Here is a 14,813-nt window from a genome sequence, read left to right on the forward strand (position 1 = left end):
CCCATAAACTCTTACACCCTTCCCAAAACCCTTGGTTTTTCGTCTCACTGCGTAAGTCCTATGATATACAAACATCTCTCTACCCTGGATTTCTCTCTTGTGAGAAATCCAGGGGTGTGAGAAATCCGGGAAGTGTGGGAGGATGGTGAAAAAATCTTTCCCCCCACACTCCCCTCTCTCCACACCCGCTACCCATACGTGAGAAATTCGGGTCTACCTTGTCTCCCTTGTCTCTTTTGTTCATCTCTCAAATAGGACTGCTATATCTATATATCCATCAAGTGAATTGATCTGACTGCATTGGGAACAATAAACACGGAATCAAAAACAAGAACTGGGTTCATGACATTAGCTTTTGGTAGATTTGGCTTTCTCGGTGCAATCTGTATAGCTGCTGTTTATAACAGTAGTGTTCACGCCCAAGTAGTTTCCGATAACACTCTCAAGACGGATGTGAATGGTAATTACACCATCACTAATGGCACTCTTGTCGGCAATAATTTATTTCATAGCTTTAGCCAATTTTCCATACCTACAGGTGGCTCTGTTGTATTCAATAATCCCACTACTGTCCAAAATATCTTTGCTCGTGTTACAGGTGGTAGTGTATCGAATATCGATGGCACAATCAGCACCCAAGGTAGTGCTAATTTATTCTTGCTAAATCCAGCCGGGATTGTATTTGGAGCTAATGCTAAGTTAAGCATCAGTGGTTCTTTTGTCGGCACAACTGCCGATAGCATAGTATTTGCCGATGGGTTGAAGTTTAGCGCCACAAATACCACATCGCCAGCTTTATTAACGATGAGTGTCCCTGTTGGTTTGCAACTTGGTAGTAATCCAGGAGCGATTACCGTTCAAGGAGCCGGACACAATGCCAATTTTCTTGCATCATCTTCAATATCTGGACTCAATATTGGCACCAGAGGATTACAAGTACAATCTGGCAAAACCCTAGCATTAGTGGGTGGGAATATTGCCTTGGATGGCGGTTTACTTTCTGCACCGGGAGGAAAAATAGAATTGGGTAGCATCAGTAACGCTAACGTTACTCTCAATTCCACTTCCCAAGGATTTACCCTGAGTTATCCCAACATAACGAGTTTTGGTGATATTACCCTTACCCAACGCGCTTTAGCATCTACACGCGATCTCAGCCGAGGAAATGGCGGCTCTGTAAACATTCAAGGGAAACAAGTAAGTATCCGTGATGGTTCTTTGGTGTTAGTCCAAAATCGAAGTAACCAAGCTGCTGGTGATATTGTTGTAAATGCTACAGAATCACTGAATATTAGCGGTAAATCCCCTAGGTTTATAAGTTCTAGCAGTTTAGTTAATGACACCGTATCTTCTGCGGCGGCGGGGCAGATCATCGTTAATACCCCGAAGTTAAATATTGATCAAGGCGGTTACATCTTAAACCGCACATTTAGTACCGGCTCTGGGGGTAACATTATCATCAATAGTGATGCAATAGATATCAATGGGTTTGCATCAGGCGATCCGCTTGCTTTTCGAGCCGTCAGTCAAATACTAGCTGCTTCTTTTGGTAAGGGAAAGGGCGGGGATATTGCTATTTCCACTCAAGATTTATCTGTTTCAGCCGGAGCTAATATAGCAGCTAGACCTTATTCTTCAGGTAAGGGCGGTGATCTAAATATCAAAGCAGATACAATCCAGGTATTAGGTGCAGGTGCGCCAAAAGGTAGTTATTTTACTTTAGTTTCGGCCGCTACCTTTGGGCCTGGTGATGCAGGCAATTTGAACATTGACACCCGTAAATTATCTGTTCAAGATGGTGGGAGAGTATCGGCTTCTAGCATAATTTTAGGCAATGCAGGTTCACTGACTATCAATGCCTCAGAATCAATTGATGTGAGTGGTATAAAACCTGGCGAAACCCCCAGTTATGTTGGTACTGCTGTTCTGCCTGTTGGTGCTTTTAGTATAATTTCCCGTGCCAATGCCGGCAACACTACTATTAACGCCCCCATTGTTAACGTTTCTGATGGTGCGACAATTTTTGTTCAAAATACTGGCTCTGGGACAGCAGGTAATCTGGAAATTAATGCAAACACCCTCACACTTAAAAATGGTGGAAACCTTTTAGCCTCGACAAAAGCAGGCGAAGGCGGAAACATTAACCTGCAACTGCGAGATTTATTGCTCATGCGTGATGGTGGCTTTATTAGTGCAGAAGCCGGTGGTAGTGGCAATGGTGGCAATATTAGTATTAATGCGCCAGTAATTGTAGGGCTAGAAAACAGTGACATTATTGCCAATGCCGTGCAAGGAAAGGGCGGTAATATTGCCATTACAACTCAAGGCATTATCGGTCTAAAATTCCGCGATACTCTGACTCCAAGAGAAGATTTAACCAATGATATTACAGCCAGTTCTGCGTTTAATTTGAATGGCACAGTGGAAATTAATAATGTTGGTGTTGATCCCAATTCGGGTTTAGTGGAATTACCCGGAAATGTCACTGATCCATCTCAGCAAATTGCTAGTGGTTGCAATGCTAATACTAGTAGTAGTTTTGTTGCCGTTGGCAGAGGTGGAATACCACAAAATCCGACACAAGGGTTGAATAGCGATCGCACCTGGTCAGACATCCGCGATATATCTGCATTCCATAAAACACAATCAGTACAAGCCCAAATGCCAAAATCACCAGAAACCCTTGTGCAAGCTACATCTTGGCGACGTAACGCCCAAGGCAAAATTGAGCTTGTTGCAGCTAATACTAATTCACCGATACCATCAGCCTTAACCTGTGCGGCTGTAGCCGAAAATTAACTACTGTTAAAAAGATTATTGTCTGGGGAAAGATAAATATGGAATAGAACACAAGAAATAGATTAATGAAAATAACTATTGCTGGTTTGGGCTTAATTGGTGCAATTGTGACATCTGCTATTTGCAACAGTAGTGTAAACGCTCAGGTAACTCCTGATGGGACTCTCAACACTGCTGTAAGTGGGAGTAATCATTACAGCATCACTAACGGTAGCCGTATCGGCAATAATTTATTTCATAGCTTCAGCCAATTCTCCGTTCCCAGTAATGGTTCCGCAGTCTTTAACAATGCCGCAGACATCCAAAATATATTTAGTCGTGTCACGGGCGGTCATGTTTCCTATATTGATGGTTTAATTCAAGCCAATGGTAGTGCCAACTTATTCTTACTCAACCCATCCGGGATGATTTTTGGGTCAAATGCCAGCTTAAATATTGGCGGTTCATTTATCGCTACAACAGCCAATAGTATAAAGTTTGCCGATGGTACAGAATTTAGTGCCACCAACCCCAGTAATACACCATTGTTAAAAATGAGTGTACCAATCGGGTTACAGATGGGGCAGAATTCCGCACCGATTCGAGTCGAGAGTCATCTCACCACCGGACAAGATTTAACACTAGAAGCAGGTAGCCTAGACTTACAAGGACAACTCATAGCAGGGAGAGATTTAACCCTCAAAGCCCAAGACACAGTGCAAATCAGGGATCATGCCACAATTCCATTTCTCGCCCAAGCCGGGAGAAACTTAACAATTCAGGGGAATCAAAACATTGATATCTTGGCATTGAGTCATCCTGTAGCAGCACTTCAGAGTGGGGGTAATCTGAGGTTGATCAGCAACGGGAATATTTCTGGGGATGCACATTTTCTCAGTGGTGGCACTGTTTCATTTCAGACTTTAGCAGGGACTCCAGGGAAGTTTGTGAGTTTGTTTGACCCGATAATTTATGCCAATGGGGATGTGGTGTTTGGTGACTACACAGGAGTAGCATTGAAGATTGAGGCGACAGGGAGTATTGAGGGGGGGAATATTGTGATTACCGGCCCTGATGTGAGCGTTCCCAGTAGCGACCCAGATTATCTGATACTCACAACTGAGCCGGCGGCGATTTTGCGGGCAGGGGTGGCATCAGTACCGACTGCAAATTTGCCACAATTGAGCTTCACGACGGGGACAGTAGCAGGTTTGCCACCGGGAAGTATTAGGGTAAGCAGTATCAACACATCAAATACAACAGGGGGAGATGGTGGTGCAATTACCCTGAATGCTGCTGGGGATATTGTCACAGGAAACTTAGATTCCTCGGCTTTGTTGTATTTTGGGAATAGTGGCAATGGTGGCGATATCAAGCTGTTCGCTAATGGCAATATCTCGATTAATGGCAATGTGAACTCATCTTCTCTTTCATTCCTTACAAGTGGGAGTGGCGGCGATATTACCCTCACTACCACTAACGGCAATCTTTCTGTCAATGGCGGTCTAGATTCATCAGTATTCGGACTCAATCAAGGAGGGAATGGCGGCGATATTACCCTCACTACCACTAACGGCAATCTTTCTGTCGACGGCGCATCTTCATACCTGTTGACCTTTTATGGTACAAGTGGCAATGGCGGCAAGATAATTCTTTCCACGACCAATGGCAACCTCTCCAGCCAGCGCAGTTTATTGTCTTTTTCCAACTCAATATTCGGGAAGAGTGGTAATGGCGGCGATATCGCCCTCACTGCAACCAATGGCAACCTCTCCAGCCAGGGCCGAATGGAATCAACGGCGAGGAATGGTAGCAAAGGCGGCGATATCACTCTCACTGCAATCAATGGCAAACTCTCTAACCAAGCCGAGTTGTCATCCCTGTCCCACTCCTTAACGGGTAATAGTGGTAATGGCGGCGATATCACCCTGACAGCAATCAATGGCAACCTCTCTAACCAGAGCAATTTAAACTCATTCTCATACTCAGCAGTAGGGAATAGCGGTCAGGGTGGTGATATCGCCCTGACTGCACAAAACGGGGATATTTTGGGCAACGGCAGTAACTTGTATAGTTTTAGCGTTGCGCCCCAAGGAACTGCAAACAATGGTGGTTCTGTAAGATTAGATGCTCTAAACCAGATATCTGGATTGACAGTAGTAACAACATCTTCTGCTGCTGAGGCAGGGATGGTGTCGATTTTGGGACAGGGCGATTTGGCGATCGCTGATCTGGCCATCCAAACAAGTAAACCAATCACCATCAGAACCGCATTAACAGGCACAATCAACATTCCGGCTGATGGCAAAGGGCGATCAGGTGATGTCAACATTAGTAGTGCGGGGAACCTTACTCTAACTAACACCCTAATTGAAAGCGATACCAAAGGTAGGGACTCCGCCGGTAATGTCACCCTTACCAGTCCTGGTTTAACGACATTGAATAATAGTCAAATTTTCACCACTACAAAGAGTACTGGACAAGCTGGAGATGTCAATGTCACCACAAATCGCCTCTCCTTCCTCAATGGCAGTTCCATTAACTCCTCAACATCTGCCAGTGGCAATGCGGGAGATATTATATTTAATGTGCCTAACACTGTAGAACTTGACAATGGTAAAATCTCAGCTAATACAAGTGGTAGTGGCAAGGGTGGAGAAATTGCCCTGAATACAGGTACTTTACAACTCAACAATCAAAGTATCATCTCTAGCAACACCACAGGTATTGGTAATGCCGGTGCAATTGATGTCAAAGCTAACGCGATCGCACTCAATCAAAGCAACATTACTAGTCAATCCTTATCTGAAAGTGGCGATGCGGGAAATATCAAGCTTCAGGCAGCTAACACCGTAGAACTTAACAATGGTACAATCTCAGCCAGTACAAGTAGTAGTGGCAAGGGTGGAGAAATTGCACTCAATACAGGCAATTTACGACTAAATAATCAAAGTATTATATCCAGCAACACCACAGGTAGTGGTAATGCTGGTGCAATTGATGTTAAAGCTAACGCGATCGCACTTAATCAAAGCAACATTACTAGTCAATCCTTATCTGAAAGTGGCGATGCGGGAAATATCAAGCTTCAGGCAGCTAACACCGTAGAACTTAACAATGGTACAATCTCAGCTAGTACCAGTGGTAGTGGTAAGGGTGGTGAAATTACACTGGATACAGGCACTTTACAACTCAGCAATCAAAGTATCATCTCCAGTAACACCACAGGTATTGGTAATGCAGGTGCAATCGATGTCATAGCTAACGCGATCGCACTCAATCAAAGCACCATTAGTAGTCAATCTTCGGGTAGTGGTGACAGTGGTACGGTGAAATTTACCACTGGAACTTTAGATTTAATTGACAATGCTACTGTTTCCACCGCCTCCTCCCAATCAGGAAAAGCAGGTAACTTAAACATTACCGCCAGCGATCGCATTAACTTGCAAACTGGCTCACAAATTACCAGTCGCAGCACCGGAACTGGTAATGGTGGGACGGTTGAGATTACCGGGCGATCATTGATTCTCAAGGAAAATGCTCAAATCAACGCCTCTACAGTCTCTAGTGATGGCGGTAACTTAGTGTTAAATCTGTCTGAATTGTTGCGAGTGAGCGATCGCAGTCTCCTCAACGCCGAAGCTGGCACTACAGGCAATGGTGGTAACATTACTATCAATACCCCCTTGATCATCGGCACTGGTAATAGTGATATTATTGCCAACGCTGTCCGTGGTCGTGGTGGGAACATTAACATTACTACTCAAGGTATATTTGGGCTAAAATTCCGTCATCAACTCACTCCAGAAAACGACATCAGCGCCAGTTCGCAATTTGGTGTGAACGGTACAGTCGATATTAACAATGTCAGTGTTGATCCCAATTCTGGTTTAGTGGAATTACCTGCAAATATTACTGACTCATCGCAGCAAATTGCTAGTGGTTGTGCAGATACCAGTGGTAGTAGTTTTGTCGCCACAGGTAGAGGTGGCATACCGCAAAATCCCACACAGCAGATTTGGGGCGATCGCACCTGGTCTGATACCCGCAATATATCTGCATTTCACAAAACACAACCTGCACAAGCCCAAATACCAAAACCACCACAGCCTCTTGTCCAAGCTACCTCTTGGCGACGTAATGCCCAAGGCAAAATTGAATTAATTGCTGATCAATCTCCTAGTCAGGGACAAACCGCATTAACCTGTGCAGCAATACCTCAAAATTAATTTACTTAAAAGACTCAATGTTAGATAAGCTACAAAAAAGGGAAGAATTTATACAGAATAAAATACAAGATTAAAATATATTCTCATGAAATTAGCTTTTATTGGGTTTGCCGTTGTTGGTGCGATCGGCATCTCTACCGTTTGCGCTCGTGGTGTTCAGGCACAAGTCACTCCTGATGGGACTCTCAATACTGCTGTGAGTGGGAGTAATCATTACAGCATCACTAATGGCGCTCGTGTCGGTAATAATTTATTTCATAGCTTCAGCCAATTCTCAGTTCCCAGTAATGGTTCCGCAGTCTTTAACAATGCCGCAGATATCCAAAATATATTTAGCCGTGTCACAGGCGGTAATGTTTCCTATATTGATGGTTTAATTCAAGCCAATGGTAGTGCCAACTTATTTTTACTCAACCCATCTGGGATTATTTTTGGCAAAAATGCCAGCTTAAATATTGGTGGTTCCTTCATCGGAACTACGGCTAATAGTATTAAATTTGCTGATGGGTCAGAGTTTAGTGCTGTGGATACTACCGCTAAACCATTATTAACCATGACTGTACCCATTGGGTTGCAAATGGGTAATCATCCCGCATCGATACAAGTCCAAGGGACAGGACATAGCTTAGATGCAACCGATAGTTTTTCCCCTGTAATTCCCAATTCTAGCTCCACAAAATTACAAGTACAGTCAGGAAAAACCTTAGCGTTAGTAGGTGGAAATATCAGTTTGAATGGTGCGACTCTGAGTGCAGCAAAAGGTCAAATAGAACTAGGGAGTCTGGGAGGAGCAGGGGTAGTGAGTTTAGTACCGATTACACAGGGTTATAAATTGAAGTATGAACAGGGACAAAGTTTTGCTGATATTCAACTAGTGCAGAAGTCACTATTAGATGTGAGTGGGTTTAACTCCGGTGCAGTTCAACTCCAGGGAAGAAATATCAAATTTACCGATGGTTCGTTGATTTTGTCCCAGAATTACGGCAATCTTCCTAGTGGAGATATTAACTTACAAGCATCAGCAGCGATCGCACTTATTGGTACCACACCTGATGCAAAAATTCCCAGTTGGATTCGTGCTGATGCTTTGGGAACTGGAGATAGTGCAAATATCAGTATTATTAGTCCCCGTTTAACACTCCAAGAAGGTTCAGGAATCAGTAATTTAACTTATGGAACAGCTAAGGGTGGTAACACCCAGATTCAAGCAGCAGATATAGAGTTATCCGGTTTTTCACCCCTGAATCCCACGGGAGTCACAGCCATTACCACTGGCACTTTTGGAAAAGGAGCGGCTGGAGATATCGTGGTGAATGGGAATAATTTACTAATGTCTGGCGGAGCATCCTTAGTATCAATAACATTTGGTAGTGGCTCCACTGGTAAGGTCATAATTCGCAACAAAAATACCACCGTCATGGGTGAAAATCCCTTTGGAGTGTATAGCAATATGAGTATCACTACCTTTGCTAATGGCAATGCCAAAGATTTGAGATTAGATACTGGAAACTTGCAAGTATTAAATGGGGGAGTAATTGGTTCATCTGCGTTATTTGTTGGTAATGGCGGTAACGTCCAAATCAATGCTAGTGAGGCGATCGCCATTAGTGGTCGTGGTAGTGCTAATAACAGTAATATCAATTCTTCTGCTGTGCGTTTAAGTCCACAATTAAGCCAATTGTTTGGTTTGCCAGATATACTCACAGCGAATGCCGGTAGTCTCAGTATTACCACACCAAAACTCACACTCACAGACGGCGGAACAGTCACAGTTACTAGTCAAGGTACTGGGAATGCCGGAAATCTGCAAATTATTGCCGATCAGATCCAGTTGAAAAATCAAGCTTTAATTCAAGCGCAAACAGAATCAGGTAATGGTGGTGATATTAGCCTGCAAGTAAAAGATGTGTTACTGATGCGCGATCAGAGCCAAATTACAACCACCGCAGGTAGTAAAGGCAATGGCGGTAATATTACCATTAATTCACCTATCATTGTCGGCTTAGAAAACAGCGATATCACTGCTAATGCTTTCCAAGGTAAAGGCGGTAATATTAACATCACCACTCAAGGAATTATTGGTTTAGAATACAGTTCCCAACTGACAGCAGAAAACAATATCACCGCCAGTTCCGAGTTTGGGGTAAATGGTACGGTACAAGTAAATAATGTTGGTATTGACCCCAACTCTGGTTTAGTGGAATTACCAGCAAATGTGAGTGATTCATCACAGCAAATAGCAAGTGGTTGTTCTAATACGAATGGTAGTAGTTTTGTCGCTACGGGTAGGGGTGGAATACCACAAAATCCGACGCAACAACTTTGGGGCGATCGCACCTGGTCTGATGTGCGTGACATCTCTGCATTCCACACCACAAAACCCGCACAAGCCCAAATCTCTAAATTTCCAGAAACACTTGTGCAAGCGACTGGCTGGCGACGTAACACCAACGGCAAAATTGAATTAATTGCCGATATATCTTCTGTAAATTTAGCACCATCATTAACTTGTGCTGCTGTTCATAAAAGCTGAAAAAACTCACCATAAAATTACACAGCCACCCAAATAGCAAAATTTATCTTGGGAAGACTAGACACAAGGTAGATAATTACAACTTTGGATGATGAAAGTAACTTTTGCTAACTTTGGTTTAATTGGTGCAGTCTACATCTTGGGTATTGGTAACAGCCATGTTCAGGCACAAGTGACACCCGATAGTACTCTCGGCACTGCTGTGTCTGGAAGTAGTAGTTACAACATTACTGGCGGCACTAGGGTCGGCAATAATTTATTTCATAGTTTCAGTCAATTCTCTATTCCTAGTAATGGCTTTGCATCATTTGATAATGCAACTGATATTCAAAACATTTTTAGTCGAGTGACTGGTGGTAATATTTCCAATATAGATGGTCGAATAAGTGCCAATGGTAGTGCTAACTTATTCTTACTCAACCCAGCCGGGATTATTTTTGGTAAAAATGCCAGCTTAAATATTGGTGGTTCATTTGTAGCGACAACAGCCAATAGTATTAAATTTGCTGATGGGTCAGAATTTAGTGCTGTGGATACTGCTGCTAAATCATTATTAACAATGAATGTCCCCATTGGTTTGCAAATGGGGCAGAATCCTGCATCGATACAACTCCAAGGTACAGGACATAGCTTAGATATAACCAATAGTTTTTCCCCTGTAATTCCCAATCCTAGCTTGACAAAATTACAAGTACAGCCAGGAAAAACCTTAGCATTGGTGGGTGGAAATATCAGTTTAGATGGTGCGACTCTGAATGCAGCAAAAGGTCAAATAGAACTAGGTAGTCTGGGAGGAGCAGGAGTAGTGAGTTTAGTACCAATTACACAGGGTTATAAATTGAAGTATGAACAGGGACAAAGTTTTGCTGATATTCAACTAGTGCAGAAGTCACTATTAGATGTGAGTGGGTTTAACTCCGGTGCAGTTCAACTCCAGGGAAGAAATATCAAATTTACCGATGGTTCGTTGATTTTGTCCCAGAATTACGGCAATCTGGCGGCGGGTGAAATTAATTTGCAAGCATCAGAAGCGATCGCTATTATTGGCACCACACCCGATGTAAAAATTCGCAGTGGTATTCGTGCGGAATCTTTGAGAACTGGATCTAGTGCCAATATCAATATAATTGCCCCCCGTTTGACGCTCCAAGAAGGTTCAGGAATAGGTACTTTAACTTTTGGAACAGCTAAGGGTGGTAACATCCAGATTCAAGCAGGAGATATAGAATTATCAGGTTTTTCACCCCTCAATCCCACTGGAGTCACAGCCATTAACACTAGCACTTTTGGAAAAGGATCTGCGGGAGATATCTCGGTTAATGGGAATAATTTATTAGTCTCTGGAGGATCTCCATTATCGTCGGTATCATTTGGTAGCGGTTCTACTGGTCAGATTATGATTCGTAATCAAAATACCAGCGTCATTGGTGAGAATCCTTTTGGGCTTGCTAGTTTTATTGGTATGACTGCCTTTGCTAACGGCAATTCCCAAGATTTGAGATTAGATACTAGAAACTTGCAAATATTAAATGGTGGAGTAATTGGTTCATCTGCGTTATTTGTTGGTAATGGTGGCAATGTCCAAATCACTGCTAGTGAGTTGATCGCCATTAGTGGTCGTGGTATTAGTTATAATAGTAACATTCGCTCTGCTGTTGTGCGTTTAAGTCCGCAAATACGTCAATTGTTCGGTTTGCCAGATATCCTCACAGCAAATGCAGGGAGTGTGAGTATTACGACACCAAAACTCACACTTACAGATGGTGGAACAGTCACAGTTACTAGTCAAGGTACTGGGAATGCGGGAAATCTGAAAATTACTGCCGATCAGATCCAGTTGAAAAATCAAGCTTTGATTCAGGCGCAAACAGAATCGGGTAATGGTGGTGATATCAGTTTGCAAGTAGGAGATGTACTACTGATGCGCGATCGCAGTAAAATTACAACCACCGCAGGCAGTACAGGTAATGGCGGTAATATTACCATTAATTCACCTATCATTGTCGGCTTAGAAAATAGCGATATCACTGCTAATGCTTTTCAAGGTAAAGGCGGTAATATTGACATCACCACTCAAGGAATCATTGGTTTAGAATACAGTTCCCAACTGACAGCAGAAAACAATATCACCGCCAGTTCCGAGTTTGGGGTGAATGGTACAGTACAAGTAAATAATGTTGGTGTTGACCCCAACTCTGGTTTAGTGGTATTACCAGCCAATTTTACCGATTCATCTCAACAAATTGCCAGTGGTTGCAATGTAAATACTGGTAGTAGTTTTGTCGCCACAGGCAGAGGTGGCATACCGCAAAATCCAACACAGGATATTAGGAGCGATCGCACCTGGTCAGATACTCGTGATATCTCTGCACTCCACACCACACAACCAACACAAGCCCAAATACCCAAGTCTCCAGAAGTACTAGTGCAAGCGACTGGCTGGCGACGTAACACCAACGGCAAAATTGAATTAATTGCAGCTAAATCACCTTTGCAGATATCAACAGCATTAACCTGTGCGGCTGTCGCCGAAAATTAATTCCCGTTACAAAACTTACCCAACTGGGAACAATATATACGTAATAAACACAAAAACTGACTAATGAAAGTAAATTTTGCTGGGTTTGGTTTGCTGAGTGTCTTTTGCATATCCGTTGTTTATAACAATAGTGTTCACGCCCAAGTAACTCCTGATGGGACTCTCAACACAGATGTTAATAGTTACAGCATTACAAAAGGCACTCGCATCGGCAACAATTTATTTCATAGCTTTAGTCAGTTCTCTATCCCTACAGGTGTCTCCGTATCATTCGGTAATGATCCTACTGTAGAAAATATTTTTAGCCGGGTGACTGGTGGTCAGGTTTCCCATATTGATGGTCGAATCAGTGCCAATGGTAATGCCAACTTATTTTTACTCAACCCTGCCGGGATTATTTTTGGCAAAAATGCCAGTTTGAGAATAGGTGGTTCATTTGTCGGTACAACTGCCAATGGGATTAAATTTGATGATGGTAATGTGTTCAGCACTGACATAACTCAATCCCCTTTGTTAACCATGAAGGTACCGATTGGTTTGCAACTGGGAAGTGATGCCGGATCTGTCCAAGTTCAAGGAACACTACAAGTTCCTACTGGCAAAACTTTGGCTTTGGTTGGTAGTCAAATTGACATGACACAAGCCACCCTGAGAGCCGCAGATGGTCGGGTGGAGTTGTGGGCGGTCAGAAATGCTGACATCAAGATGGACAATCAAACAGGATGGCAATTAGGGAGTTCTGCGGCTGCGGCTGACTGGGGTACAATTACTTTGCAGCAAGGCTCATTGATTAATGTTAATGGCACTAACGGCGGTGCAATCCAAATTCAAGGGCGGGGATTAACGGTTAAAGAAAACTCAAATATTACTTCTGTTACCCAGTCTGGAGTCGGAAAAGGTATTGTTGTCAAAACCACGGAATTTATTAATTTGTTGGGAGCTTCAAGCCCCAGACCTATTTTCAATCCAGGAATTGGAACTTCGGTAGGGGCTGTATTCGGGCCACCAGCCACCGGGCGAGCCGGAGATGTATTAATTGAAACTGGCAAGCTATACATGAATAATGGAGCTTGGTTGCAATCTACCACCTTTGGTAGCAACTCCAGAACCGGAAATTTGACTATTCGAGCCTCAGATGTAGAAGTAATCGGGGCTAATCCTCTGCCGAATGCGGCTGGTATTTTTGTACCTACCGATATTACTACCTTGATTATGGCGGGAACAAATAATCAAGGTGGCGATATTATCATTGAAACCAATCGCTTGCGTACTGTTGATGGTGGATTGATCAGTGGCAGTATATTTAACTTGCGGCAAACTCTGGGCTTGAATAATCTCATTGCTACCGGGAATGGTGGTAATGTCTCTATCCGCGCTAATGAGAGTTTTGAAATTTCTGGAGGAACACCCAGTGGTTTGCGCTCTGGAGTAACCACCGCGCTTCAACCTTCTGGGGGAGGTCAGGCTGGAGACATTACAATTACGGCTGGAAGGTTACAACTCAGCAACGGGGGAATTATTAGCAGTGCCGCAGCTGGAAATGGGACATCGGGAGATATTAATATTCAAGCTACAGAAGTAATTGTCAGTGAACCAGTATTAGATCAATTGAGTCAACTAGCCAGTGGCATTACGGTTTCTGTGGGTAAGAATGTCACAGGTACTGGTGGGACAATTAACTTGACCGCAGATCGTCTCCAAGTTTCTAAAGGTGGACAGATTACCGCTTCTACTCAAGGGCGGGGAAATGCAGGTAATATTAACCTACAAGTGAAAGACATTGATGTCCAAGGAATTTCCCCCACCACAGTTAACGGTAATTACCTGTATAGTGCGATCGCCGCATCTTCAACAACTAACTCTACGGCGGGGTCAATTAATATCAAATCTGATACAGTCAATGTTCGCAATGATGGAGAAATAACCGTCAGTAATATAGGTAATGGTGATGCTGGTAATCTGAATATTTCCGCCAACAGAATTTTCCTTAAGAATGGCGCAAGTCTGCGTTCCGAAGTAAATGAAGGCGATCAAGGTAATATCCAACTTCAGGCCAATGAAGTCCTGTTATTACGCCAGGGCAGTAATATTACTACCAATGCTCGCGGCCTGTCTACAGGAGGTAACATCAATATCAATGCAGGCTTGATTGTGACTGTACCAAAAGAAAACAGCGATATTTCCGCTAACGCTGTCTTGGGAAGTGGTGGCAATATTCAAATCACTACTGGCGGTATCTTGGGACTAAAATTTAGTGATCAGCTAACTCTCGACAGCGATATTACCGCCAGTTCCCAATTTGGAGTAAACGGCACAGTTGAAGTTAGTAGTATTGGCGTTGATCCCAACTCTGGGTTAGTGAAATTACCGGGAAACGTCACTGATCAATCACAGCTAATAGCAAGTAGTTGTGCTAATACCAATGGTAGTAGTTTTGTCGCCACAGGCAGAGGTGGCATACCGCAAAATCCGACACAGGAATTGAGGAGCGATCGCACTTGGTCTGATGTCCGCGATATCTCTGCATTCCACACCACAAAACCAGCACAAGCACAAATACCAAAATCCTCAGAAGTTCTAGTAGAAGCCACTGGCTGGCGACGTAACGCCCTAGGCAAAATTGAGTTATTTGCCTATCAATCTCCTAGTCAGGTGCAAGTAGGCTTAACCTGTGCTGCTGTAGCTGAAAACTAATAAATGTTATAAACTATACTAATTTGGGAACAATTAATAC

General features: G+C 43.3%; 5 protein-coding genes. All 5 read left to right on the plus strand.

Features of this window, described 5'->3' with window-relative positions; all coding sequences use genetic code 11:
* Positions 1 to 342: 342 nt before the first annotated feature.
* Positions 343 to 2,799 (plus strand): two-partner secretion domain-containing protein, encoded by a 2,457-nt coding sequence (locus H6G28_RS15510; protein WP_190671903.1) that lies wholly within the window; start codon positions 343 to 345, stop codon positions 2,797 to 2,799.
* A gap of 65 nt (positions 2,800 to 2,864) precedes the next feature.
* On the plus strand, positions 2,865 to 7,007 hold the full coding sequence (locus tag H6G28_RS15515; RefSeq protein WP_190671906.1) for a two-partner secretion domain-containing protein: 4,143 nt from the start codon (positions 2,865 to 2,867) through the stop codon (positions 7,005 to 7,007).
* Positions 7,008 to 7,092: 85 nt separating this feature from the next.
* Entirely contained in the window at positions 7,093 to 9,540 is a 2,448-nt protein-coding gene (locus H6G28_RS15520) for a two-partner secretion domain-containing protein (protein ID WP_190671908.1), read from the plus strand.
* 91 nt (positions 9,541 to 9,631) lie between these two features.
* The gene (locus tag H6G28_RS15525; RefSeq protein ID WP_190672028.1) at positions 9,632 to 12,079 is read left to right on the plus strand and encodes a two-partner secretion domain-containing protein; all 2,448 of its coding nucleotides are present in this window, start codon (positions 9,632 to 9,634) and stop codon (positions 12,077 to 12,079) included.
* 63 nt (positions 12,080 to 12,142) lie between these two features.
* Positions 12,143 to 14,773 carry a two-partner secretion domain-containing protein gene (locus tag H6G28_RS15530; RefSeq protein WP_190671911.1) on the plus strand — a complete coding sequence of 877 codons (2,631 nt, stop codon included), beginning with the start codon at positions 12,143 to 12,145 and terminating at the stop codon, positions 14,771 to 14,773.
* Positions 14,774 to 14,813: the final 40 nt, after the last annotated feature.

The sequence above is a fragment of the Nostoc sp. FACHB-190 genome, assembly GCF_014696905.1.
Lineage (GTDB): Bacteria > Cyanobacteriota > Cyanobacteriia > Cyanobacteriales > Nostocaceae > Nostoc_B.

What these genes read in the sequence shown, in the direction of transcription:
- H6G28_RS15525 (WP_190672028.1), top strand. Translation starts at nt 9,632, where the DNA reads ATGAAAGTAACTTTTGCTAACTTTGGTTTAATTGGTGCAGTCTACATC.
- H6G28_RS15510 (WP_190671903.1), top strand. Translation starts at nt 343, where the DNA reads ATGACATTAGCTTTTGGTAGATTTGGCTTTCTCGGTGCAATCTGTATA.
- H6G28_RS15520 (WP_190671908.1), top strand. Translation starts at nt 7,093, where the DNA reads ATGAAATTAGCTTTTATTGGGTTTGCCGTTGTTGGTGCGATCGGCATC.
- H6G28_RS15530 (WP_190671911.1), top strand. Translation starts at nt 12,143, where the DNA reads ATGAAAGTAAATTTTGCTGGGTTTGGTTTGCTGAGTGTCTTTTGCATA.
- H6G28_RS15515 (WP_190671906.1), top strand. Translation starts at nt 2,865, where the DNA reads ATGAAAATAACTATTGCTGGTTTGGGCTTAATTGGTGCAATTGTGACA.